The sequence below is a fragment of the Streptococcus oralis subsp. tigurinus genome, assembly GCF_002093545.1.
Classification (GTDB): domain Bacteria; phylum Bacillota; class Bacilli; order Lactobacillales; family Streptococcaceae; genus Streptococcus; species Streptococcus oralis_C.
Map to the genome: position 1 here is coordinate 230,433 of NZ_LNVF01000001.1, position 26,300 is coordinate 256,732.

At 41.6% G+C, this 26,300-nt stretch carries 22 protein-coding genes; 21 read left to right on the plus strand and 1 reads right to left on the minus strand.

The genetic code is table 11. From position 1 onward, the window contains the following. The first annotated feature begins 50 nt into the window (after nt 1-50). A complete protein-coding gene (scrK, locus tag ATE34_RS01105; RefSeq protein WP_061597954.1) occupies nt 51-938 on the plus strand; it encodes a fructokinase ScrK in 888 nt (295 codons plus the stop codon). A 46-nt stretch (nt 939-984) separates the two neighbouring features. On the opposite strand, the gene ATE34_RS01110 is transcribed toward scrK, so the two are convergent. Continuing rightward, complete coding sequence (locus ATE34_RS01110; RefSeq protein ID WP_084910727.1) at nt 985-1,602, minus strand: TVP38/TMEM64 family protein; 618 nt, start codon at nt 1,600-1,602, stop codon at nt 985-987. Nucleotides 1,603-1,734: 132 nt separating this feature from the next. Here ATE34_RS01110 and ATE34_RS01115 point away from each other — a divergent pair, with 132 nt between their 5' ends. From ATE34_RS01115 to ATE34_RS01215, 20 genes are all read left to right on the plus strand, one after another. Then, on the plus strand, nt 1,735-4,368 hold the full coding sequence (locus ATE34_RS01115) for a DEAD/DEAH box helicase family protein (protein WP_084910729.1): 2,634 nt from the start codon (nt 1,735-1,737) through the stop codon (nt 4,366-4,368). Between the two features lie 130 nt (nt 4,369-4,498). Then, nucleotides 4,499-7,561 (plus strand): type I restriction endonuclease, encoded by a 3,063-nt coding sequence (locus tag ATE34_RS01120; RefSeq protein WP_061597951.1) that lies wholly within the window; start codon nt 4,499-4,501, stop codon nt 7,559-7,561. Next, complete coding sequence (locus ATE34_RS01125) at nt 7,561-9,165, plus strand: HsdM family class I SAM-dependent methyltransferase (RefSeq protein ID WP_061597950.1); 1,605 nt, start codon at nt 7,561-7,563, stop codon at nt 9,163-9,165. The genes ATE34_RS01120 and ATE34_RS01125 overlap by 1 nt, the downstream gene beginning before the upstream one ends. After that, nucleotides 9,158-10,420, plus strand: a complete 1,263-nt coding sequence (locus ATE34_RS01130) for a restriction endonuclease subunit S (RefSeq protein WP_061597949.1) — start codon at nt 9,158-9,160, stop codon at nt 10,418-10,420. The genes ATE34_RS01125 and ATE34_RS01130 overlap by 8 nt, the downstream gene beginning before the upstream one ends. A 20-nt stretch (nt 10,421-10,440) precedes the next feature. Further along, nucleotides 10,441-11,070 carry a hypothetical protein gene (locus tag ATE34_RS01135; RefSeq protein WP_061597948.1) on the plus strand — a complete coding sequence of 210 codons (630 nt, stop codon included), beginning with the start codon at nt 10,441-10,443 and terminating at the stop codon, nt 11,068-11,070. After that, nucleotides 11,057-12,064, plus strand: a complete 1,008-nt coding sequence (locus ATE34_RS01140) for a hypothetical protein (protein WP_084910731.1) — start codon at nt 11,057-11,059, stop codon at nt 12,062-12,064. The genes ATE34_RS01135 and ATE34_RS01140 overlap by 14 nt, the downstream gene beginning before the upstream one ends. 135 nt (nt 12,065-12,199) lie before the next feature. After that, entirely contained in the window at nt 12,200-12,538 is a 339-nt protein-coding gene (locus tag ATE34_RS01145) for a type II toxin-antitoxin system RelE/ParE family toxin (RefSeq protein ID WP_061597946.1), read from the plus strand. Continuing rightward, nucleotides 12,531-13,616, plus strand: coding sequence for a HigA family addiction module antitoxin (locus tag ATE34_RS01150; RefSeq protein ID WP_061597945.1), 1,086 nt, complete (start codon nt 12,531-12,533; stop codon nt 13,614-13,616). The genes ATE34_RS01145 and ATE34_RS01150 overlap by 8 nt, the downstream gene beginning before the upstream one ends. Nucleotides 13,617-13,758: 142 nt before the next feature. Continuing rightward, complete coding sequence (locus ATE34_RS01155) at nt 13,759-14,163, plus strand: YbgA family protein (RefSeq protein WP_061597944.1); 405 nt, start codon at nt 13,759-13,761, stop codon at nt 14,161-14,163. Beyond that, nucleotides 14,147-14,512, plus strand: a complete 366-nt coding sequence (locus ATE34_RS01160; protein ID WP_061597943.1) for a TIGR02328 family protein — start codon at nt 14,147-14,149, stop codon at nt 14,510-14,512. Before ATE34_RS01155 ends, ATE34_RS01160 begins: the two co-directional genes overlap by 17 nt. A gap of 188 nt (nt 14,513-14,700) precedes the next feature. Beyond that, a complete protein-coding gene (locus ATE34_RS01165) occupies nt 14,701-14,994 on the plus strand; it encodes a helix-turn-helix domain-containing protein (RefSeq protein WP_061597942.1) in 294 nt (97 codons plus the stop codon). A gap of 259 nt (nt 14,995-15,253) precedes the next feature. After that, nucleotides 15,254-17,503: a 5-methyltetrahydropteroyltriglutamate--homocysteine S-methyltransferase gene (gene metE, locus ATE34_RS01170; protein ID WP_061597941.1), complete on the plus strand. Its 2,250-nt coding sequence runs from the start codon at nt 15,254-15,256 to the stop codon at nt 17,501-17,503. A gap of 93 nt (nt 17,504-17,596) precedes the next feature. Next, the gene (gene metF, locus ATE34_RS01175; protein WP_025168823.1) at nt 17,597-18,463 is read left to right on the plus strand and encodes a methylenetetrahydrofolate reductase [NAD(P)H]; all 867 of its coding nucleotides are present in this window, start codon (nt 17,597-17,599) and stop codon (nt 18,461-18,463) included. A 609-nt stretch (nt 18,464-19,072) separates the two neighbouring features. Further along, nucleotides 19,073-21,286, plus strand: coding sequence for a polyribonucleotide nucleotidyltransferase (gene pnp, locus ATE34_RS01185; RefSeq protein WP_061597940.1), 2,214 nt, complete (start codon nt 19,073-19,075; stop codon nt 21,284-21,286). Between the two features lie 15 nt (nt 21,287-21,301). Further along, nucleotides 21,302-21,919, plus strand: coding sequence for a serine O-acetyltransferase (cysE, locus tag ATE34_RS01190; RefSeq protein ID WP_061597939.1), 618 nt, complete (start codon nt 21,302-21,304; stop codon nt 21,917-21,919). An 11-nt stretch (nt 21,920-21,930) separates the two neighbouring features. Further along, complete coding sequence (locus tag ATE34_RS01195) at nt 21,931-22,797, plus strand: GNAT family N-acetyltransferase (RefSeq protein WP_061597938.1); 867 nt, start codon at nt 21,931-21,933, stop codon at nt 22,795-22,797. A gap of 4 nt (nt 22,798-22,801) precedes the next feature. Continuing rightward, nucleotides 22,802-23,563, plus strand: a complete 762-nt coding sequence (locus tag ATE34_RS01200; protein WP_084910733.1) for a nucleoside phosphorylase — start codon at nt 22,802-22,804, stop codon at nt 23,561-23,563. Nucleotides 23,564-23,606: 43 nt separating this feature from the next. Then, nucleotides 23,607-24,950: a cysteine--tRNA ligase gene (cysS, locus tag ATE34_RS01205; protein WP_084910735.1), complete on the plus strand. Its 1,344-nt coding sequence runs from the start codon at nt 23,607-23,609 to the stop codon at nt 24,948-24,950. Continuing rightward, on the plus strand, nt 24,943-25,329 hold the full coding sequence (locus ATE34_RS01210; protein ID WP_061597935.1) for a Mini-ribonuclease 3: 387 nt from the start codon (nt 24,943-24,945) through the stop codon (nt 25,327-25,329). The genes cysS and ATE34_RS01210 overlap by 8 nt, the downstream gene beginning before the upstream one ends. 3 nt (nt 25,330-25,332) lie before the next feature. Beyond that, nucleotides 25,333-26,202 carry a helix-turn-helix domain-containing protein gene (locus ATE34_RS01215; RefSeq protein ID WP_061597934.1) on the plus strand — a complete coding sequence of 290 codons (870 nt, stop codon included), beginning with the start codon at nt 25,333-25,335 and terminating at the stop codon, nt 26,200-26,202. Nucleotides 26,203-26,300 lie beyond the last annotated feature (98 nt).

Sequence of the window (26,300 nt, forward strand, 5' to 3'; positions counted from 1 at the left end):
AGGTTTTCAAAATGTGCTATAATAGAGAAAATAAAAATAAGAGGTTTATCATGACAAAATTATACGGAAGCTTAGAAGCAGGCGGTACAAAGTTTGTCTGTGCTGTCGGAGATGAAAACTTTAATGTTGTGGAAAAAATACAATTTCCTACAACAACTCCTATCGAGACCATCGATAAAACCATTGAGTTCTTTTCAAAATTCGATAACCTTGCTGGTCTTGCTGTCGGATCATTTGGTCCGATCGATATCGACAAAAACTCAAAAACTTATGGCTTTATCACAACAACTCCAAAACCACATTGGGCAAATGTAGACTTGCTTGGTGCTCTCCGTCGCGCCCTCAACGTACCCATGTATTTCACTACAGACGTAAACAGCTCTGCTTATGGTGAAGTGGTTGCCCGTAACAATGCTGGCGGTCATATCGAAAACTTGGTCTACTACACGATCGGTACAGGGATTGGTGCAGGTGTTATCCAACGTGGTGAGTTTATCGGTGGTGTAGGTCACCCTGAAATGGGGCACTACTATGTAGCCAAACACCCAATGGATATTGAAAAAGAATTCAACGGTGTTTGTCCTTTCCACAAAGGCTGTTTAGAAGGCTTCGCGGCTGGACCAAGTCTGGAAGCTCGTACAGGTGTTCGTGGTGAAAACATCGAACTCAATAATTCTGTCTGGGATGTTCAAGCCTACTATATCGCTCAAGCTGCGGTCAATGCTACAGTGACTTTCCGCCCAGATGTGATCGTCTTTGGTGGTGGCGTCATGGCACAGCAACACATGCTGGACCGTGTACGTGAGAAATTCACAGCTCTTCTCAACGGCTATCTACCAGTACCAGACGTGCGTGACTATATCGTGACTCCAGCGGTCGCAGGCAATGGTTCCGCCACACTTGGGAACTTTGTCCTTGCTAAGAGTGTCGCAAAATAAAACAAACAGAAAATCCGCTTGGGCAACCAAACGGATTTTTCTATTCTCAAAACATTTGCCAGAAGAAATCAATAATATAGGTCAAACCATAAGTGTAAACCACTAGGGTAAAGGGCTTGGTAAAAATGATAATAATCATATAGCGCTTGAAGGTCATCTTGGTCAGGGCAGCCAGCATACAGAGAAAGTCAGCTGGGCTAACTGGCCAGATCATCATAAAGATAAAGAAACGATCGAATCGATTGCCCTTATCTAGCCAGCCGATGTATTTGTCATAGGTGCGCTTGCTGACGACGGACTGGACAAAGGCAGCTCCGTAGAGGCGCACGAGGTAAAAGATAATGGCACAGCCAATCACGATGCCGATATAGTTATAGATGGTTCCGATGATGTGGCCGTAAATAAAGACCCCAGCCACTGAGGTCAAAGCTCCCGGAATGATCGGAACAACGGTTTGTAGGATCTGTAAAAAGATAAAGAGTGGTGGCCCCCAAATTCCAGCTTGCTGGATAAAGGCCGATAGAGTTTCCTTGGACTGTAACACTCCCGCCTGATAGGCCCAAATACAGAAAATCAAGGTGCCGACTCCCCCGACGATAGATGAGATATTGATGACTTGCTGCAGAAGGGGAGAAACAGCTTTCATTTGCTTATCCTGTGACATGTAAACTCCTCATAGATAGTATGATACTACTATATCATATTTTGGGAAGAAAAACTATCTGGATTATCGGACTGGTGAAATAAGTGTGGTAAAATGAGAATAAGAAAAAAACGGTATAGAATGAGGGGGATCATGTTAGGTTTAAACTTTAAAGGAAGCTGGCGCCAATACCAAAAACAGGTCTTGGATTGTTTTCAGGACTATCAAGCAGACGGTCATGTTCATCTAGTGGCTGCTCCAGGGTCTGGAAAGACAACCATTGGTATCGAGCTAATCGCTCGTTTTGGCAACCCAGCCCTTGTTTTAGTTCCGACTGTCACCATTCGTGAACAATGGGTGGACAGGATTCAAACAGCCTTTTTAGAGAACGAACAGAAGATTTCAGACCTCGTTTCCCAAAACTTAAAGGAGATGAAAGCATTAACGATTGTGACCTATCAGGCTTTTCATAGTGCCATGAACCAACTGCAATCACAAGAAGATGGTGAAGCAGAGGATTTTGTGGGATTTGATTTGCTTGCAAGTCTAAGAACTCAGAAAGTTGCGACTCTTTGTTTGGACGAATGCCACCACCTGCGCAATGAATGGTGGAAAAGTCTGGAAGCCTTTCGCAAGCAGTATGAACCGCTGCAAGTCATCTCCCTGACAGCGACACCACCTTATGACAGCGAGCCTGAACTCTGGGAACGCTATATCCGTATGTGTGGGGAGATCGATCAAGAAATCACGGTACCTGAACTAGTAAAGGAAGACACTCTTTGCCCTCATCAGGATTTTGTCTATATGTGTTCACCAACAGCTGAAGAGGCGGAACGTCTCAAACAGTTTGAGGAGACTAAGTGGGACTATATTCATCACCTTATAGTCGATCCTAATTTTCAAACATTTGTAGCAGGGTCTAAGGTCCTCAAAGGGGATATTTCATCTGATTTGCTCTTAGAAGATCCCAAGTACTTGTCTGCTATGTTGATTTATATGCATTCTCAGGGGTTAACGATTCCTCCCTCTTTACAAAATTTACTGGGAACCCAGAAGCTTCCAGCATTGACCTCCTACTGGTTGGAGACGCTGTTGCAGAGCATACTCTATCAGACACCAGATTGGTATGAGGATCCAGATGGATATAGGAAAAAGTTAGAGGCTGACTTGAAGGCGCGTGGGTTGGTGGAAAAACGTCAGGTTTATCTAGTTAAGTCCAAGGCTTCTGACCAGCTTTTAACCCAATCTCTGGGGAAGTTGTCTGCCATTGCCGATATCTTTTTGACGGAGTATGAGAGCCTAGGTCAGGAACTGAGACAGTTAGTACTAGCTGACTATATTCGCAAGGATTTTGCCACCTATCTGGGAGATAATCAGGCAACCATTTCTCAGTTGGGGATTCTCCCTTATTTTGAAAGCATTCGTCGAAAAGCTCAGGAGCAAGAAATACCTGTGTCTTTGGCTGTCTTGTCAGGTAGTGTCGTTATTTTGCCTACCGATGTGGCAGCAGAGTTGAAGGAGCTCTTGCCTCAGGTTCCTCTTAGTTTTTCGCCTATTGGTCGCTTGAATCCAAAAGATTATGTGCAGGTCGGTTTTCCAAGCTCAGCTAAGGGAATCGTAGCGACAGTGACGGAGCTTTTTCAACGAGGGCAGATTCAAGTCCTAGTCGGAACCAAATCTCTCCTCGGAGAGGGTTGGGATGCTCCTTGTGTTAATTCTCTAATCCTCGGAAGTTTTGTGGGGAGCTTTATGTTGAGTAACCAGATGCGCGGGCGTGCCATTCGTATCTGGCCGGGACATCCAGAAAAGACCAGCAACATCTGGCATCTGGTAGCCGTTCAAGCGCAAGCACTTATCACTCTTCCTGGTGAGGAGCCTAGACCAGAGAGCAATCAGGATCTGCAGACCTTGTCGCGACGGATGGAGCATTTTCTTGGCTTGGCCTATAATCAGGAGAGTATTGAGACCGGTTTGGATCGTTTGGATTTTCCAAAGCCCCCTTTTAAGAAAAAACAAATTAGTGAGTACAATGAGCGAGTTAAGAGTCTCTCCAAGGATCGAGCAGGCTTGAGACTAAAATGGCAGGAAGCTCTTGTCGTAGCGGATCAGTTCGAGATAGTTACAGAAGTCGCAACCCAAAAACAGAAGGTCCCAGTCATGCTCTTGCTTGATGCATTAAAATGGGTTCGCATGTCATTGCTCTTGTTGGCAGTGGATTTGTTGGTCTTGCTATTTAGACTGAGATTGATAGGTGTTTGGTGGCTTACGACAGCATGTCTCCTCTTTTTGGTCTTTGCCTCTTGGCGCTATCTCCGCTATAAGAGTCCCTATAAACGCTTGCAGTCTCTGGGTGAGCAGATCCGAAAGGCTCTGCTAGATTCGGGGCATCTAACGGATGATCAATCCCGTGTTCAGGTAGAGGAGGACAAGGAAAACTACATGGTCTTTGCCTATCTCAAGGGAGGAAGCATGAGGGACAAGGAGCTGTTTGCACAGACTGTGGGAGAGTTCTTTGCTCCAGTGGACAACCAGCGCTATCTCTTGAAGGCAGAGAAAGTCCGACAAGGTCAGTCGCCTTACTATGTCGTGCCTAGTCTTTTTGACAAGCGCAAGGAAGAAGCGCAGAAATTCCTCGACTTTCTGACTTCGACTATCGGACATTATCACCTCGTTTACACACGAACAGAGGCCGGACGGAAAACTCTTCTCGAAGCTCGTATCAAAGCTCTCTCTAACAAAAACGACCGTATCTTGACTAAGAAGAAGGTTAAAAGCCAGTTGGAGTAGAGGCGTATGGGAAAATCCATCTGAAACATGATATAATAATAGAGAAAATAATTTTTAATAGTTGAAACAGTTGAATAGAATGAAGAGTTTAGAATAAACTATTCTTACAAAGCATAAGAAAGGTTTTTTGATGGCAAAGAAAAAAGATTTTTCTGAATTAACCAGGGTACAAATTCCAGCAGCTCTACACCTTATGAGACTGGGCTATACCTATCTTCCCCGTAATGGGAAGGAGATTGCAGAACGAGATCCAGATACCAATATCCTCGTATCTGTTTTTAAGGAGCAATTTTTAAAATTTAACAACTACCTGACAGAGGAAGACTTTGAGAGAGAACTGGCCAATATCAAGTTGGAACTAGATCAAAATGACTTGGGACGTTCTTTCTTTAGACGCCTGCAAGGTCAGGAAGATACCGTTTATATTGACTGGGAAAACCCTGAAGCCAATACTTTTCATCTAGCGCTTGAAGTCACTTGTAAAAATGGCCAGGATGAATTCCGTCCTGACATTGTCGTATTTATCAATGGTCTGCCTCTTTCTTATATCGAAGTGAAACAGCCAAATGCGATTCGAGATGGGAAAACAGGAATTCAGTCGGAGCAAGACAGAACTAGACAACGTTTTGAAAATCGCAAGTTCCGCCGCTTTAACAATATCACCCAGTTGATAGCTCTGTCTGACAACTTGCCCTATATCAGTGGACAAGGTCAACAAAAACAGGGCTCTTACTACGGTTCAAATGCCTATTCAAAAACCAAGTTTAATGCTTTCAAGGAAGAAAGAGAAGAAGATTTTCTTCATTCCTTAGCAACCTTAACAGAGGACCAAATCGACTTTGTTTTAGATGACATGAACCACTTTGCCCTCAAGTCCCAGCCAGAATTCAAAACAAACCTAAACCCTGACACACCTTGCAATGCCTTTCTGTCCTCCTTGTATCAGAAAGGACGCCTGCTCTTTATGCTTCGTTTTGGACTAGTCTATGTAGAGGAAGAGAGCAAGGATAGTCAGATGCAACTGCAGAAGCATGTCATGCGCTACCCTCAGTATTTTGCGACACGTGCCATCGAAGAAACAATTGCAAGAGGTGTTAAGAAGGGCGTTATCTGGCATACACAAGGTTCAGGGAAGACAGCCTTGGCTTTCTTCAATATTCGCTATCTGACCAATTATTTCTCAAAACAGGGAATTGTCCCTCAGTTTTACTTTGTCGTGGATCGTTTGGATCTGGCAGACCAAGCCTTTAAAGAATTTACCAAACGAGGGCTCAAGGTTAAGCGTATCAACAGCCCTCAAGAGCTCAATCAAAAACAAGATGGCTATGATGTCGCTGTGGTCAATATCCAGAAGTTCAAGGATAATTCAGACTTGACTGACCGCTCTGGTTATGACCTCCATCGTCAAAATATCTATTTTATCGATGAAGCCCATCGCTCTTATAATGAACGCGGTTCCTACCTACCAAATCTCTATCAGGCAGACACCAATGCAATCAAGATTGCTTTGACGGGGACCCCATTGATTACCTATAAGAAAGATGTCAAGACCAAGGAAAATCATGCGACCACACGTGATATTTTTGGGGACTATATCCACAAATACTACTACAACCAGTCTATAGATGATGGCTTTACCCTACGTTTGATGCGAGAAGATATCGAGACTTCTTATAAAGACAATCTCAGATCCATCAATGAAGAGATCCAACGTGGAGACTTGTCCAAGGAGGATATCTTTGCTCACCCTCGTTATGTAGAACCTATGTTAGACTTTATCATTGAGGACTTTAATCGTGCACGTGATGTAATTTTTGATGATCAGACGATTGGTGGAATGATCGTCTGTGACTCGTCAAAGCAGGCGCGTGAGCTTGAAAAGCAATTAGAAAAACGTCGTAAAGCTGGAACAATCAACTTGACATCTGCATTGATTCTGCATGATGAGGGAGATAAGGAAGAAAAGAAAGACAAGGTAGATGCTTACAAAGAAGGCAAAATTGACCTTATCATCGTCTACTCCATGCTCTTGACAGGTTTTGATGCCCCTCGTCTCAAACGTCTCTACCTAGGGCGTAAAATCAAGGCTCATAATCTTTTACAAACTCTAACCCGTGTCAATCGACCTTACAAGGACTATCTCTTTGGTTATGTCATTGATTTCGCGGATATTTCTAAGGAGTTTGACAGGACCAATCGTGCCTATCTGGAAGAACTCAATCAAGAGTATGATACGGCCTTGACTGGGGAAAATGGAGAGGATGTTTTTGGCTCGCTCTTTGTCCCTGCAGACGAGATTTCGCATGAATTAAGCAAGACTGAGTTAATCTTGCTTGACTATCCAACGGATAATCTGGAATACTTTTCACAAGCTATCAATGATATCAAGGATAGAAAGCAGTTAATCGATCTACGAAAAGCTTTGGAGTCTATCAAGCAGTATTACAATATTGCTCGTCTCCTTGGTTACCATCAATTGATCGAGCAGATTGACATTGCTCAGGTCGCAACCTTGCTCAATATCCTCTCTAGACGGATGCTGACACTGTCCTTGATTGATAAACCAGCTGACTTTTCTAGTCAAACGCTCTTAAATTTAGCGATGTCTGAGACCAGTTTTAGTTTTGTCAAGATTGCAGAGGAAGAACTTCGCCTAGCAGCTAATGATCTGGAGGATTGGAGACGTCGGGTAGCTGGTAAGATTAAAAAACAGCGTGATGAAAAGGATCCTGAGTGGGTTTCTCTCTACGAAGAATTCCAACGTATCATGCAAAAACATTTTATCTATGGCCAAGAAGGCTATACAATGGAAAATATCAAGGAAACACAAAAAGACTATGAAGAACTCTTTAAGTCAGTGGAGGATTATTATACTCGTATGAGACGTTTGACCATGAACTTTAACGGAGATGAAATGGCTGCTCGTTCATACAAGCATGTGACCAACTCTACTACGGTCAGTGAATTTCCAGCTATTTACCATGTTATCAAAGGTTCTAAGGTTAAATTAGACCATAGAATCGGTCAAAATCAAGGGGTTCTAGATAATGATGAATATCTAAAGCGAATGATTCGCGAGCAAGCCCGAAAAGAAATGAAGAAAAACCAATCAGCTAGCAAAATGGCCAAACAAGATTTTGATAGATTGGTTGAATCGCTATTTGAAGAATATGAACAGGAATACCAACACTAATGAATGAAACGTACAAGGTCCAAGTCCAAGACTTGGTAGATGATTTGAAATCCGTCTTTACCCATGCAGGACTAGGAGGGGAAGCGGGGGAGTATAAACTCCTCACCCAGTCCTTCCTCTACAAATTTTTAAATGATAAGTTTTTATATCAGGCAAAGTGCCTAGATGAAGTTAATACCTATGAGCACTTGTTGACCTTGAGTGAAGATGACTATGACTGGCTATTGGAGGATATCGGTACCAGTACGGCATGGCTCAAGCCAGACCAGTTGATCGAAACCCTCCACCGTCAGCAAAATGAAGCGACTTTCTACGAGACTTTTGAAAATACTCTCAACCAGATTGCCATTGACAATAATGATATTTTCTCTGTTCATACAGACGGAGATACGGCTATTCGTCTTTTTGACGAGCGTCTGATTACCGATACCATCTCAGATAGCAGTAAGCGCAACGAGGTCGCAAAATCCATCATCAATCTCCTTGCGCGTGTTAAGTTTGATGAGACCATTTTCTCACAAGGTTTCGACTTTTTCTCTACCCTCTTTGAGTACATGATCAAGGACTACAACAAAGACGGCGGTGGCAAGTACGCTGAGTACTACACGCCTCACTCTGTGGCTAAGATTATCGCTGATATCCTTGTGGGGAATGATCAACCATCAAACGTGCGCATCTATGACCCTTCTGCTGGTTCTGGAACTTTGCTGATGAACCTGGCTAGTCGTATCGGTGTGGATAAGGCCACTGTCTATAGTCAGGATATCTCGCAAAAATCATCCAATCTCCTCCGTCTCAACCTCATCTTGAATGGACTACAGCATTCCATTCATAATATCGTACAGGGAAATACCATTATCGCTAATCGCCATCCTGAAAAGATGGACTATATCGTGTCAAACCCTCCTTTCAAGCTGGACTTTTCAGAGTGGCGTGACCGAGTGGAAAGTTTGCCAGAAGCCAGTGAGCGTTTCTTTGCAGGAGTACCAAAGGTTCCAGCCAAATCTAAGGATAAGATGGCGATTTACGAGCTCTTTGTCCAGCATATCATCTACTCACTAAAGCCTGATGGCCAAGCAGCCGTTGTCTTGCCGACAGGATTTATCACTGCCCAGTCAGGGATTGATAAGGCTATCCGTCAACACTTGGTGGACAATCAAATGCTGGCGGGTGTCGTTTCCATGCCGTCCAATATCTTTGCGACGACAGGTACCAACGTCTCCATCCTCTTTATCGATAAGAAAAACAAGGGCGATGTCGTCCTCATTGATGCTTCAAATCTCGGAACCAAGGTCAAGGAAGGCAAGAACCAAAAGACCGTGCTCTCTCCTGAGGAAGAGCAGAAGATCGTCGAAACCTTTATCAAGAAAGAAGCCATCGAGGACTTTTCTGTCACCGTCTCTTATGAGGACATTAAGGAGAAAAACTACTCTCTCAGCGCAGGTCAATACTTTGACATCAAGATCGACTATGTAGATATCACAGCAGAAGAGTTTGAAGCCAAGATGACCGCTTTTCAAGACAAACTCTCAGACCTCTTCCAGCAATCGCATGCATTGGAACAGGAGATTGAAGAGCAAATGAAGGGGTTGAAGTATGAGTGAGTGGAAAAAATATAAATTATCGGAACTTTATGAAATGAGTTCGGGAATTTCTTCAACTAAAGATCAAGCGGGACACGGTTCACCATTTCTTTCATTCTCTGTTGTTTTTAACAATTATTTTTTGCCAGATAGTTTAATTGATTTAATGGATACGACAGTTGGCGAGAAGCAAAAATACTCAATAAATGAGGGTGATATATTTTTAACACGCACTAGTGAAACAGTTGATGAATTGGCTATGTCTTCAGTTGCTTTGAAGGATTATCCTGAAGCTAGTTTCAGTGGATTTTTGAAAAGACTTAGGCCTGTTGATAAAACAATTGTTTATCCTAAATTCATGGCTTTTTATTTAAGAAGTCCTTTGTTTAGAAGAACAATAATAAATAATACTGTAATGACACTAAGAGCTAGTTTCAATGAGGCAATGTTTTCATATCTTGAAATTATGCTACCAGATTTTGATACTCAAAAGAAAATTGGTGATTTCCTTTATTCGTTAGAAAAGAAAAAACAAATCAACAACCAAATCAACCAAGAGTTGGAAGCCATGGCTAAGACCCTCTATGACTACTGGTTTGTGCAATTTGATTTCCCAGACCAGAATGGCAAACCCTACAAATCATCAGGCGGAAAGATGGTCTATAACCCAGAACTCAAACGCGAAATCCCAGAGGGGTGGGGAGTGGAGACTCTTGTAGATAATACTTTGTCGAAAGTAATAAAACCTGGTATTGATCACTTCACGCAAAAAACATATCTAGCTACGGGTGATGTCGTAAATACTTCGATTAAAGATGGACGATTAATTACCTTTGAGAATCGCGAAACTCGTGCCAACATGCAACCATCTGTAAATTCAGTATGGTTTGCAAAAATGAAGTCCAGCAATAAGCATCTCTTTTTATCCCATTCTATGAAAGAATTGATAGATTCAACGATTTTATCTACCGGTTTCATGGGGTTGCAGTGCAAAGAGGAATCATTTGAGTATATAGCATCTTTTATTAGTGATCCGAACTTCGAAATTTTTAAGGATACATTATCTCATGGAGCAACACAAGAGGCGGTTAATATCGATGATTTAAGATCTGTGCCCGTAATCATTCCTGATGACTACATTCTGCGTGAGTTTCATAGAATAGCGAAGTCAATATTTTTAAACTTAGGAAGGAATATGATCGAAGATAAAACTTTAAGCTCTCTTCGCGATTGGCTCTTGCCAATGCTGATGAATGGACAGGTGAAGGTGGAGTAGAGGGAATAGGAGGTAGTTAAATGTTTAATGATAATGTCAGTAGGAAATTCAAACGTGCATATTTTGTCTCATCATTTTTATTAAGCTACCTATTTTTAATTATAATTATGTATGCTCAATATGTAGAGACAAATGGAAAATTTTTTCCTGATTTTCAAATATTAGTAACTACAAAAAAGGTAGCCTTCATTATTCTAATTATATTATCTTTGTACTCATTAAGTTCATTATTCTATGTAAAGCGTAAGATTTCAGAGAGCAGGGGCTATTTGAGAATTAACTCAGAAGAAGGCCGGTTAGGCTACTCTTATAATAATGGAAGTAGGGAATTTATTTTAGGAGTTTTATTACCTGTGGTTACGACAATTTCAGTTCCAGAAGCTCCTATAACAGGAATTATTGGAGTTTTACTGATTCAAATAATTTTGGGTTATTTTTTCTGGAACTCAAATGAACTATTTGTTAATGTTCCCCTAATGCTCTTTGGTTATTCGTTAGTTGTAGGAAAGAAAGATAATCAAGATTTACTACTATTTATTCAAAAACAAGATTTAAAAAAATTATTAGGTAAAAATATAAATTTTGTTTATTTAGGAAGAGTTAAAGATAGTAATCTAGGTATTGTTGGTGAGGAAATTGGAAGAGAGTAAAATTTTAAAAAGAGTTGTTTTAGCTCAAGTAATTGAAGATGAAATTGTTGTGAAGTATTTAAATACTGCAGATAAAGAATTAGAGAATATACAGAAGAATATAAAATTTCCAAGTAATGATAAATTAAAAGAAATAAGTGATTTAGGAACTTTTGATAATCCGAAGAGTTTTTCAATAGAAAAATTGACTATAGAAAGTCCTTATTATAAACTGGTTGAGCTTTTTAATATTAATTACTCAGAGCCAGAACGCAGATTGAAGAGTATTGATGATATTGATTTTTCAAATTCTCAAAATGGATTCAAGCCAAATCTTGTTTTATATTATTATTTGGAGAATGAAGAAGAAATCATTTTAATTGCGCCTTTAAATTTAAATAAATTACTGGTGAAAGATAAATTATTTTTAGGCTTAAAGAAGCATACTGGTGTTAATAATGGAATTGATATGATTACTCATGAAATTAAAGATAGCATAGAATTACCTATGTCAAGTTTTATTTGTATGATTTCTAAAAAAAATACCACTATTTCGATTAATGTTTATGATACTTTTAGAGTTGATAAGCAATTTCAACTCTATGATCATATAAATGACTATGCTAAAAAAGTTTTAAAACGATTTAACAGCAGTGATCAAAATAAATTTTTGTTAACAACTGATAAAATTGTAGTTCAAATTGATAATATTGATTCAATAATGAATGTTGTTACTGATAATGAGGCTTTATCTAAATCACTATCATTTTATAGTGGTCATGGTAACAAAATGATTAATCAAATAACTGGTGAGAAATTATTGTTGGCTATAAATAATTTGAAAGACCATGCTGAAGATGAAAATAACAAATATACTTTGGAAGATATTCCAAAATATGAAAATGATAAACTTACCGTCTCAGGAAACCAGATTAGAATTTTTGTGGCTTTGCTAAATAACCAGATAGTAGAAAAAATTCTCAATAACCAGATTGAACTTCCGTATTTTGATTGATTTTTAAATCTATATTAGTAGAGATTTTTCTATCAAATTAATCCCAGCCAAATCAACTTTTGGCTGGTTTTTATTGTCTAAAGATGGTATAATTAAATTACCTAAAAGGTAATTTAATTTAACGGAAAGGGATTTATGAAGCTTATCTATACAAACAAAACTGTTGAAAAGCAGTGCACAGAGCTGAGGAGAGCGAAAAAAGATTTTTCGGATAAGGTTGCTGTAAAATTGCATCAGTTGATTACTTTTTTGGAAGCAGCGGATTCTTTGGCTAGTGTGACAGCATTTCCTAAGTATCACTTTCACCAACTCAAGGGAAAGAGACAAGGACAGTTTGCTTTGGATATAGATGGTCGAAGGAGTTCCTATCGGTTGATTGTGGGTTTTCGGGAAGAGGATCTAGAAAAGGTATTTTCCAGTCCCATTGAAATCGAAATCCTAAAAATAGAGGAGGTCAGCAATCACTATGAGTAATAAAATTGTTGAGTACAAAGACCTGATTGCTTTTCATCCAGGTCAGTATGTTGAAGAGTTGATTGAAGATTATAACGTAACTCAGAAAGAATTTGCGGAGCGTTTGGGAGTTTCAGCAAAGACTGTCAGCAAGCTTGTCAATGCGGAGGAGTCCATCAGTAAAGAGACGGCTCATAAGTTAGCCAAGTTAAGCGGAGTTTCCATGCAAACTTGGCTCAATCTTCAAAATACTTATGATGTAAAAGTGGCTGAGATTGCAGAGGAAAGAGAGCTTGAAGAAGGTAGCGAGAAAGAAATCTGTAAAATGATTGATTTCAAGTATTTTAAGGAAGAAGGCTATGTGTCAGACAAACGCTATAGCTTGAAGGAAAAGATTATCGAACTTCGCAAGATTCTAGGTGTTGCAAGTTTAGAAAACCTTACACATTTTAACCATCTAGTCAGCTATCGGAATACGCGTGAGTTCACGACTAAAAGTATAGTGAACTCCAATATTATGTTGGAGTTGGCGTCTAAAAAAGCACGTGATACAACAACTACCAAGCTCAATCGTAAAAAGTTAGAGAAAAGCTTGCCTGCCTTGAGAGAGTTGACCAGGCAGGACCCAGAAGCCTTTCCTCAACGTTTGTACGATATCTTATTAGACTGTGGTATTGTCCTAGTAGGTTTACCTGTGTTACCAAATGCTAATCTGAATGGAGCGACTAAAAAATTCAGTAACGGTAGTGCCTTGCTTTTACTGACGGATCGAAACAAAGCGTCAGACATTTTCTGGTTCTCACTATTTCATGAGATTGGGCATATTTTACAGAACGATTTTTCATCAGATGATGGAAATAGCGAATCTTACCGACGTTCTGAGGAAGAGGCTGACCAGTTTGCAAAAGATTTCTTGATTAGACCAGAAGACTATCAAGTTTTTGTCAAAAAAGGGAACTTTGCGAAGTCTGATATTCTCCGCTTTTCTGAGGAGATAGATATTCATCCTAGCGTCGTTTTGGGTAGACTACAAAATGAGGGCATTCTCAGTTTTGACCGTTTCAGAGAACTAAAAGAAAATTATTACTTTGTTTCTTGAAACTATGGAAATTTGTAGAAGATGAAAAAAGCTTCATACGGTTAGTAATTATTATTTCTTTATTCCGCTCATAATTCGCTCATTTTTAGGATACAACTTTGTTTCCATGTTTCCTGGAAACGGATAGAAAGTAAGGAGAAACATGGAACAAATTAACCAAAAATCCCAGTGTCAGCAACTCTGGGCTAGAAACAAATACCTCGTTTTGAGCCATTCCAGCAATATTTACAATGAGATTCGCCAATACTTGAAGAATGAGCAGGTGGAGGTAAGTCATGTTCAAGAACTAATCGACCGTGCTTGCAAAATCCCTGAGCATAGAGGTCAAGTATGCAATGCCTTCCAGCATATTTGGGGTTATTTCAAAAAGAAAGCGACAGATGTTGAGCGCAAAGACTATATGCTTTTGCTGGATCGCTATCGCTTTGGTCAGGCTTCTAAGGAAGACTTGATTGCTAAGTCTCGAGACTTGCTTGATCGCTATCCAAATACCTACTTGCAACATTCGACATTACTGAAAGGAGACGCCCATGAGACTTTGGCATGAGGCTTTGATTTCACAACTTCCCCGTCCTCAACTCTTGGGGCAGCATCGAGAATGTTGCGCCCTACGTGGCAATGGCTGGGGCAGAAAGCATGCGACGGTTGATTATGTCTTTACTCACTCGCCCTATCGTCTCTATGCCTATCATCGCTTGATCATGGAGGAGATGGCTAACCGTGGCTACAATGTCAGTCCAGAATGGCTGGATAAGAACTACCGTGGAAAGACCTGTTATCCTTATCAAGACTTGCCTGAGGAAAAGTTGGACAATCCCATCTATAGTGAGCATGACGCAGAATACTATGAAGATTGTCTGGCTAATCTTCGTGAGAAAGGGATTGAGCTGGAGTAAGAGTCAGGATTGGCTCCACATTATAACTCTTCTCGTAATTTTTTCGAATAATAAAAATGAGACCTTTAGAATGATTCTAAGGTCTTCTTTTTATGGGTATTAGAATTTACTTTTAATAACTTTTGAGTTATAATTTATTTAAAAAGCCAAGCGTGAACTGAAGGACTTAAAAGAAAGAGGGTTAAGTGATGAAGAATAGTGCCATTGGAAGTAATTGGAAGGATGTCCGGTCAGAACTTTTTACTAAGGAGGAAATCCTTGAAAGTGATATGCGAGTGGCTATCATGAGTGAGTTGATTGAGGCTAGACATGAGCAAGGAATCAGTCAAAAAAAGCTAGAAGAACTTAGTGGAGTAAGTCAGCCCGTCATAGCTAGGATGGAGACAGGAAAGACTAGTCCTCAGTTGGATACGGTTTTGAAAGTTTTAGCCAGTTTAGGCAAGACACTAGCAGTCGTCTCACTTGAACAGGAAAAAAATTGATTAAATTGACCTATAGTCTTTTCTAATAACAAGCCATAGTCACTTATAAGAATTGCCAATAGCTAGTTTGAGTATTTTAACTAAAAAATATCATAAAGCAAGCTATACAAAGGATTTGAGGCACTGTTCTCAAGTCCTTTTCTTTTGTCTAAAAGAATGGTATAGTTTCAAACTATATCAAAGCCTAATTTTTTACAATTATACAGGCGCTTTCTTTTCTGTTAAGATAGTTTCAACAACAAATTTTGGAGGACACATCATGTCAACTACAATCATCGGTTTCCCTCGTTTGGGCGAATTCCGCGAATTAAAATTTACAACTGAAAAATATTTTAGAAAAGAAATCTCAGAAGAAGAACTCCTTGCAGCAGCAAAAGAATTGCGCGCGAAACACTGGAACATCGTCAAAGAAAAAGGCATCACTGAAATCCCATCAAACGACTTTTCTCACTATGACAACTTCCTAGATGCAGCTTTCCTCTTCAACGTGGTGCCAGCTTCTGTTCAAAACTTGGACTTGTCTGACCTTGAGCGCTACTTTGCTTTGGCGCGTGGTTACCAAGGTGAAAAAGGGGATGTGCGCGCCCTTCCAATGAAGAAATGGTTCAACACCAACTACCACTACATCGTTCCTAAATTTGAAAAAGACACTCAAGTCAAATTGGCTGGTCACAAGATTTTTGATGAGTTCCAAGAAGCCAAAGAACTTGGTCTCAACACTCGTCCTGTTCTTGTAGGTCCATTCACTTTCCTCCAATTGTCAGACTTTGAAGAAGGCGTAAAAGCAGAAGACTTCGTAGATAGCTTAGTAGCTGCCTACCAAGAAGTTTTTGCAAAATTGGCTGAACTTGGTGCGACTCGCATCCAGTTGGACGAAGCGGCTCTTGTCAAAGATTTGACAGCTGAAGAAAAAGCTCTCTTCTTGAACCTCTACAACAAACTTTTGGCTGATAAAAAAGGTCTTGAAGTCTTGCTTCAAACTTATTTTGGTGATGTTCGTGATGTCTACACTGATCTTGTAAACTTGCCAGTTGATGCCATCGGTCTTGACTTCGTTGAAGGTAAGAAAACACTTGAACTCGTTAAAGGTGGCTTCCCAGCTGACAAGACTCTTTATGCAGGTATTGTCAATGGTAAGAACATTTGGCGCAACAACTACGAAAAGAGCTTGGCTGTTCTTGAGCAAATCCCAGCTGAAAATATTGTATTGACAAGCTCATGCTCACTTCTTCATGTGCCATTTACAACTGCTAACGAAGAATTTGAGCCAGTTATCTTGAACCACTTTGCCTTTGCGGTTGAAAAATTGGAAGAACTTCGTGACTTGGATGCTATCCGCAACGGTCAAGGTGCAGAAGCTCTTGCAGCTAACAAAGAGCTCTTTGCGACTGAGCGTGTGGGTGTAAATGCGGAACTTCGTGCACGCATCGCTGGATTGACAGACGCTGACTACACTCGTTTGCCAGCCTTTGCAGAACGTGAAGCTATCCAAGAAGAGGCTTTCAAACTTCCAGCTCTTCCAACAACAACCATCGGTTCATTCCCTCAAACCAAGGAAGTCCGTGCCAAACGTTTGGCCTTCCGTAAGGGTGAATTGACTCAAGAAGAATACGATGCCTTCCTTGCTGAAACCATCGATGAATGGATCAAATGGCAAGAAGAAGTTGGATTTGACGTGCTTGTACACGGTGAGTTCGAGCGTAATGACATGGTTGAGTACTTCGGTCAAAACTTGTCAGGTTACCTCTTCTCTAAGAATGGTTGGGTACAATCATACGGTATGCGTGGGGTGAAACCACCAATCATCTGGGGCGATGTCACTCGTCTCAACCCAATCACTGTCAAATGGTCTAGCTACGCACAAAGCCGTACAGACAAACCTGTCAAAGGTATGTTGACTGGACCTGTTACCATCCTTAACTGGTCATTCCCACGTGAAGACATCTCTATTAAGGATTCGACTCTTCAAATCGCCCTTGCTATCAAGGATGAAGTTCTTGACCTTGAAGCCGCAGGCGTGAAAATCATCCAAATCGATGAGGCTGCTCTTCGTGAGAAATTGCCACTCCGTCGTAGCGACTGGTACGAAGACTACCTTGACTGGGCAATTCCAGCCTTCCGCTTGGTACACTCTACAGTAGCGCCAGACACACAAATCCACACTCACATGTGTTACTCAGAATTTACAGATATTATCCCAGCTATTGACAACATGGATGCGGACGTTATTTCCTTTGAAGCAAGCCGTTCAAACCTTGAAATCTTGGACGAACTCAAAGCGAAAAACTTCCAAACAGAAGTGGGACCTGGGGTTTACGATATCCACTCTCCTCGTGTGCCAAACGAAGGCGAAATCGACCACACAATCGATGCTATTCTTGCTAAAGTTCCAAGCAAGAAAGTTTGGATCAACCCTGACTGTGGTTTGAAAACACGTGGTATTCCAGAAACAAAAGAAAGCTTGATCCGCCTTGTAGAAGCAGCTAAAGCTGCGCGTGAGAAATTGTAAGATAGGATTTCTCGCTTGATACTGACTGATCAAGGGACTGCTTGGCCCTAGCTGCTCAGCAATCATGAAATCAAAAAGAAAAGGATAAGGACTATGTCACGCCAAACGCCATCACTTTCATTTGAAGTGTTCCCTCCAAACCCAGCTGTGGGTAATGATAAAATTATTTCAGCCTTGCAGGATATGCGGGAGCTGACACCGCACTTTATCAGTGTGACCGCCAGCAATAATAAATTTAATATCAAGGAAACAACGGTTCGTTTGGCTGACTTTATCCAGAATGACTTGGCGATTCCAACCATTGCCCACTTGCCAGCTATCTATCTGACCAAGGAAAAGGTTGCTGAAACCATTGCGGACTTGGATAAGGTTGGGGTACAGAAAATCTTGGCCTTGCGTGGGGATATTATCCCTGATGTGGAACCACAAAAGGATTTCCGCTATGCAACGGACTTGATCGAGTTCATCAAGGAACAAGCCCCTCACTTTGATATTGTTGGTGCTTGCTATCCAGAGGGACACCCTGACTCGCCAAACCAGATCTCAGATATCCAAAATCTCAAGAAGAAAGTAGATGCAGGCTGTTCAAGCCTTGTAACGCAGCTTTTCTTTGACAATGAGCGTTTCTATGATTTCCAAGACAAGTGTACCTTGGCAGGGATTGATGTTCCTATTCATGCGGGGATTATGCCAATTCTGAACCGTAATCAAGCCCTTCGTCTCTTGAAAACTTGTGAGAATATCCACCTTCCACGTAAATTTAAGGCTATCTTGGACAAATATGAGCACGATCCTGAGTCGCTCAGAGCAGCAGGACTTGCCTATGCAGTGGATCAAATCGTGGACTTGGTAACCCAGGATGTCGCAGGTGTGCATCTCTACACCATGAACAATGCTGAAACAGCAAAATACATCCACCAAGCAACCCATGCCTTGTTTAATCATCAGTCTTTAGGATAATAAAAAGCAAACCATTCTTCTCAGGTGAGGGGAATGGTTCCTTTTTAATAGAAAAGCCCGCACTTTTTAAGAAAAATATGATAAAATAGACTCTGTACGTACTTGATACAAAGATGAGGGTATTTAAGTTTTAAAGGCTTTGTCGATTCTCAATTTTATGATAGAAATTTTTTCATAATTTGTTCTTTTCAGTATTTAGTTTGAGCGACACGAACGAGTCAAATCGATGTTATTTGACGAGAGAGTTAGTAAAGCATTTAGCTAATCGCCTAATAGCGATTAGCGTGAAAGGATTAGATGCTTTAGCATCAAACCTTTCTAATGATTTGTATCCTGTGTAACTGAACACGCCTACAACTCTGTGGAAAAAGATAAATCTACCTAGGAGCAGTCGCTCCGTCGTTCGATTTCCTATTTTCCTTTGAGTTGCTTAACGGCTTAGTATCTTGTGTAATTGAACCCGGCCGAAAAGCTGTGTAAAAAAGATAAACTGTCTTGTCTTCATCGAAGACTTCGCCAGTTTCCTATTTTTACTTTGCTTTTTGCGACCTTAGTATCTTGATCTTTGTAGGCAAGGCGTATAATTTCATCAATCCAAAGGGGATTAAAATGACAAAACAAGTGTTTCAAACGACTTTTGCGGGTCGTGAGTTAATTGTAGAGACTGGCCAGGTTGCTAAGCAAGCAAATGGCTCTGTTGTTGTGCGTTACGGTGAGTCAACTGTCTTGACTGCTGCCGTTATGTCTAAGAAAATGGCAACTGGGGATTTCTTCCCTCTTCAAGTCAACTACGAAGAAAAAATGTATGCGGCTGGGAAGTTTCCTGGTGGCTTTATGAAACGTGAGGGACGTCCTTCAACAGATGCGACTTTGACAGCGCGTTTGATTGACCGTCCAATCCGTCCGATGTTTGCGGAAGGTTTCCGTAACGAAGTGCAAGTGATTAATACGGTCCTTTCTTATGATGAAAATGCCTCTGCTCCAATGGCAGCCATGTTCGGTTCATCTTTGGCGCTTTCTATCTCAGATATTCCGTTTGACGGACCAATTGCTGGGGTACAAGTAGGTTATGTAGATGGTGAGATTATCATCAACCCTAGTCAAGAACAAGCAGAACGCTCGCTGCTTGAATTGACAGTAGCTGGTACCAAGCACGCTATCAACATGGTAGAGTCTGGTGCCAAAGAATTGTCAGAAGAAATCATGTTGGAAGCCCTTCTCAAAGGGCACGAAGCAGTCAAAGAATTGATTGCCTTCCAAGAAGAAATCGTCGCTGTGGTTGGTAAGGAAAAAGCAGAAGTGGAATTGCTTCATGTGGATGCGGACTTGCAAGCTGAAATCGTCGCAGCCTATAACAGTGACCTTCAAAAAGCGGTTCAAGTAGAAGAAAAATTGGCTCGTGAAGCTGCAACTCAAGCAGTTAAAGACCAAGTGACTGCTGTTTACGAAGAAAAATATGCAGACCATGAAGAGTTTGACCGTATCATGCGTGATGTGGCTGAAATCTTGGAACAAATGGAACATGCTGAAGTGCGCCGTTTGATTACAGAAGATAAGGTACGTCCTGACGGTCGTAAGGTCGATGAAATCCGTCCTTTAGATGCGCAGGTTGACTATCTTCCTCGTGTACATGGTTCCGGTCTTTTCACTCGTGGACAAACTCAAGCTCTTTCAGTCTTGACCTTGGCTCCGATGGGAGAAACTCAAATCATCGATGGTTTGGATCCAGAGTACAAGAAACGCTTTATGCACCACTATAACTTCCCTCAATACTCAGTAGGGGAAACTGGTCGTTACGGTGCGCCTGGTCGTCGTGAAATTGGTCATGGGGCTCTCGGTGAACGTGCCCTTGCTCAAGTCTTGCCTAGTTTGGAAGAATTTCCATACGCGATCCGCTTGGTAGCTGAAGTATTAGAATCAAACGGTTCATCTTCTCAAGCCTCTATCTGTGCGGGAACTCTTGCTCTTATGGCTGGTGGTGTGCCAATCAAGGCGCCAGTGGCAGGGATTGCTATGGGGCTCATCTCAGATGGAAATAACTACACAGTATTGACAGATATCCAAGGTTTGGAAGACCACTTTGGAGATATGGACTTCAAGGTTGCAGGTACTCGTGACGGGATTACAGCTCTCCAAATGGATATCAAGATCCAAGGAATTACTGCAGAAATCTTGACTGAGGCCCTTGCTCAAGCCAAGAAAGCTCGTTTTGAAATCCTTGATGTGATTGAAGCAACCATTCCAGAAGTTCGTCCAGAATTGGCTCCAACTGCACCGAAAATTGATACCATCAAGATTGATGTGGACAAGATTAAGATTGTCATCGGTAAGGGTGGAGAAACCATCGATAAGATCATTGCTGAAACAGGCGTTAAGATTGATATCGATGAAGAAGGAAATGTATCTATCTACTCTAGCGACCAAGATGCCATTAACCGTACCAAAGAAATCATCGCTGGCTTGGTTCGCGAAGCCAAAGTGGATGAAGTTTACCATGCTAAGGTTGTTCGTATCGAGAAATTTGGTGCCTTTGTCAACCTCTTTGATAAGACAGATGCACTTGTGCACATTTCGGAAATGGCTTGGACTCGTACCAACCGTGTGGAAGACTTGGTAGCTATCGGCGATGAAGTCGATGTTAAGGTTATCAAGATTGATGAAAAAGGCCGTATCGATGCCTCTATGAAAGCTCTTCTTCCTCGTCCTCCAAAATCTGAGCATGATGAAAAGGGCGAAAAGTCTGAGCGACCTCACCGTCCACGTCATCACAAGGACCACAAACTTAAGAAAGAAGTTACAGAAACACCAAAAGATTCAGAATAAGAAAAGGAGAAATGTATGGGATGGTGGCGCGAAACCATTGATATTGTAAAAGAAAATGATCCAGCGGCACGCAACAGTTTGGAGGTCCTACTGACCTATCCAGGTGTCAAGGCCTTAGCTGCCCACCGTCTCTCGCATTTTCTCTGGAAGCACGGCTTCAAACTCCTGGCTCGGATGCACAGTCAGTTTTGGCGTTTTTGGACCCAAATCGAGATTCATCCGGGTGCCCAGATTGACTCAGGTGTTTTTATCGACCACGGTTCAGGATTGGTAATTGGAGAGACAGCGATTGTTGAAAAAGGCGTTCTTCTCTATCACGGAGTGACTCTTGGTGGAACAGGGAAGGATGTTGGCAAACGCCATCCGACTGTGCGTAAAGGAGCTCTCATATCAGCCCATGCCCAAGTCATCGGACCGGTAGAAATCGGTGAAAATGCCAAGGTTGGTGCAGCTGCAGTAGTCGTGGCAGACGTACCTAGTGATGTAACAGTTGTCGGTATTCCGGCTAAGATCGTCCGAGTTCATGGACAGAAGGATGAGCCGGTCATTCACGAAGTCGAAGAAAAACGGGAGTACTACGTCAATAAACTCGAGCAGGCTAAAGAAGCCAGCCACAGATCGTCTGGTTTGTAGAGGATACCTATATGATTCAAGCAAGAAATAAGTTGAGCCAAGAAGAGTTATTTGAAGCGAAAAAACTAATTGACTGTTGCCAAGCCTATGATGGAACTTATCGTGATCCCTATCTTTCTAATATGCTTAATTTTGACCCCAACATGCCCGCCTTTTTCCTTTATTATGAAAAAGGCGAACTTGTTGGTCTATTAACTGTCTATGCTGATGACCAAGATGTGGAAGTGACGATACTGGTTCATCCAAATCATCGCCGTCAGGGAATTGCGCGTGCTTTGTTTACGAGTTTTGAGAAAGAAACGGCTTCTTTTCCTATTCGTTCAGTTACTTTTCAGACAGAACGTATTTTTCTAGAGCGTCATCCTGATTTTGTCAGCAACTGGGGATTGGTCGAGGATGAAAATACAGAAATCTGGTTAGGTAAGGATAGAAGACCTTATCCGTTAGCAAAACTTTCCAATCTTGAAGTTTTGTTAGCAGATAGTTCATATCAGGAGCAAATTAGTCAGTTAAAATTTCAGGCATTTTCAGAGGAGCATGAATCGAGAGAAGTTGCGGATAGATATGTTGCTGAAGCTCTAAAAGATCCAGAAAGTCGCCTATATATTTTATTAAAAAACGGTCAGGTTATTGGAACTTGCACGGTAGATTTATCGACTAATACGAATTACCTCTATGGTTTGGCAATATCGGAACCTGAACGTGGCAAAGGCTATGGAAGCTACTTAGCAAAATCCCTAGTCAACCAACTGATTGAGCAAAATGATAAGGAATTTCAGATTGCAGTAGAGGACAGCAACGTAGGTGCCAAGCGCTTGTATGAAAAAATCGGCTTTGTCAAACAGACACAGGTAGTTTATCTGAATGAGAAAGAGTAGAAAAATGCTATTAGAAGAATTCGAAAATGTACCTGCTGTTATCGAACCAACTGATCGAAGTATTTGTGGTAGTGGAGAAATCTGTGACACGATTATTTTATCTTTTAATGGAGAAATCGTTGAACGAGTAAAGAAGTTTGAAGATGTTTACGAAGGTGGCTATCTAACCAATCTAAATGGCAGACTTCCATGGTATATCTATGAAAAAGATGGGAGTAAGGTAGCAGTTGCTATAGCTACGATTGGAGCCCCGATGGTTGTTGGACTCTTAGAAGAACTCAAAGCAAGAGGATTTAAGAACTTTATTGTGTTGGGTTCTTGCGGAGTTCTAGATCAGTCTATTCAGGCAGATAAGATTATCCTACCAAGTTCAGCTCTACGTGATGAAGGTACAAGTTACCATTACGCTCCTGCAAGTGATGAGATAGCTTATGACGAAACTTTGCTTTTAACCATGGAAGAAACTTTGAACAAATCTTGCATTGAGCACATTCGAACAAAGATTTGGACCACAGATGCTTTCTATCGTGAAACAGCCGATAAGGTCAAACGTAGATTAGCAGCAGGTGCGACTGTTGTGGATATGGAAGCTTCTGCAATCATGGCTTGGACACAATTTCGACAAGCAAAAGTCTATCAATTTTTTTATACGGCTGATTATGTTGACCATCACAATCATGAGTGGGATGCAAGACATGAAGAAAGAAAAGCAGATGCTATGACTTTCTTTGAGATAGCCTTAGTAATTGCTAGAGAGTTGGATTGAAATGACTCTTTACGATAAACAAGAAACAGAAAGGAGACAGTGAGTGATTAAAATCTATGACACCATGTCTCGTGATTTGCGAGAATTTGTACCTATTGAGGACGGCAAGGTTAAGATGTATGTCTGTGGGCCAACCGTGTACAACTATATCCACGTTGGGAATGCTCGTTCAACGGTAGCCTTTGATACCATTCGTCGCTACTTTGAATATCGTGGCTACGAAGTTGCCTATATTTCCAATTTTACGGATGTGGATGATAAGATTATCAACCGTGCTAAGGAAGAAGACATTACGCCTCAGGAGGTTGCGGACAAGTACATCGCTGCCTTTCGTGAGGATGTGACAGCCTTGGGCGTCAAACCTGCGACTCGCCATCCACGTGTAGTAGAGTTTATGGCTGATATCATTCGTTTTGTGGAAGACTTGATCGAGAAAGGCTTTGCCTATGAGAGTCAAGGGGATGTTTACTTCCGTGTGGAAAAATCCCACAACTATGCTAAGTTGGCCAATAAAACCTTGGAAGATTTGGAGCTAGGTGCATCAGGTCGTACCGATGAAGAAACGGCTCGCAAGGAAAATCCTGTAGACTTTGCTCTATGGAAAGCTACCAAATCAGGCGAGATTTCTTGGGACAGTCCTTGGGGACCTGGTCGTCCGGGTTGGCACATCGAGTGTTCGGTCATGTCGACAGAGATTTTGGGCGATACCATTGATATTCACGGTGGTGGAGCCGACCTTGAGTTTCCGCATCATACCAACGAAATTGCCCAGTCAGAAGCCAAAACAGGCAAGACTTTTGCGAACTACTGGATGCATAATGGCTTTGTCAATATCGACAATGTCAAGATGTCTAAGTCCTTGGGCAACTTTATAACCGTACACGATGCCCTTAAAACTCTTGATGGGCAAGTGTTGCGTTTCTTCTTTGCGACTCAGCATTACCGTAAACCAATCAACTTTACTGAAAAGGCAGTGCGTGATGCAGAGACCAATCTCAAATATCTGAAGAACACTTACGAGCAACTATTTTCTGGGACTGTAGATGCTCAAGAGTTACAGGACTTTAAAGAAAAGTTTATAGCAGCTATGGATGAGGACTTTAACTCTGCCAATGGTATCACAGTCATCTTTGAAATGGCCAAATGGATTAACTCAGGAAACTATGATGCAAGTGTCAAGCAAGCTTTTGCGGATATGTTAGAAGTCTTTGGGATTGTCTTTGTCGAGGAAGTTTTAGATGCAGACATTGAAGCCCTGATCCAAAAACGTCAAGAAGCGCGTGCTAATCGTGACTTTGCGACAGCGGACCAAATCCGTGACCAATTGGCGGCTCAAGGAATTAAGCTCCTTGACACCAAGGATGGAGTGAGGTGGACTCGTGATTGATGTCAATCTCATTAACGGGATTGCGCTGGCTTTTGAGGGAGATGCAGTGTATTCTATGTATATTCGCCGCCACCTCATCCTCAAAGGCATGACCAAACCCAATAAACTCCACCAAGAGGCGACCAAGTATGTGTCAGCTAGGGCTCAAGCTCGCCTGATTGCCCTCATGTTGGAGGAGCAAGTCTTGACGGAAAAAGAAGAAGAAATCTACAAACGAGGTCGCAATACCAATAGTCACACAAAGGCTAAAAATGCTGATGTGGTGACTTACCGTATGTCCACGGGATTTGAAGCGGTGATGGGCTATCTCCATTTGACTGAAAACCTGGAGCGGCTAGAAACCTTAATTGCTTGGTGCATCCAAAAAGTGGAGGGCTAGAATATGATTGCAAAGGAATTACAAGACTGGTTTCCTGAAGCTCAGATTTCAGATCAGCCGATTGAGAGACCAGGCTATCTTACTCTTCCTTTAGCCTCTCAGCAGTGGATTTTACTAGAGGAAGCTGGGCTCAGCGAGCGTGAAAAGCAGCTGGTTGCCCTTTTGACCCAGCAGGAGCAGGCTCGTTCGCTCAATCCTTGGTATCCCTATCTGATTGAGGGAAAGGGGCAGGCACCGCAAGCTTTCAAAAAGATTCAATTGGTTTATTTCCATCTGTCTTATTACCAACAGGAAAATCTGGCCTCTTGGCTGGATATGATGCGGACTCTTTTTCCCAACTGTCAGACGGTGCTGCAGGTTGGAGCTCAGGATTATGTTTTCGTGCTGCAACAAGATAAGTACACTTCTGTACGTTCAATCTTATCTGATACGATTGAAGCGGTAGAGTATGACTTTGGTCTTCGTCTGTCTATCATGTTGGGGCAGGTTTGGTCTCAGACAGGCCATCAAGCCCTATCAGACTTAATCAAAGCAGAGCGAGATTTGTTTAAGACATGGTGGCGTCAGGGGCATCAAGGTGTTCATACCTTTTCACAGCTCTATCTTTGGAGTATGGGAGAAAGACTAGTGGACCTGAGAGTCATTAAAGAATGCTTGCACCAGATGATTTTGGATCAGGACCAGATTCAGGAAATCATTCTCTCCCTTTGGGAAAATAGTGCTGTCCTAACTAAAACAGCCCAGCAACTCTATCTGCACCGCAACTCTCTCCAATACAAGATTGATAGATGGGAAGAATTGACAGGGCTTCAGTTGAAGGAGTTGACGGATCTCACCCTTTGTTATCAGTTGATTTTACCAGATATTCTCTAAAGTTTTGTGCAAGTTGCACAGAACTTTTTTGTTTTTTTGGTCACCTTGCCATAGAAAAGTAAAGCGTTTTCATCTATAATAAAACTATCAAAAGACAA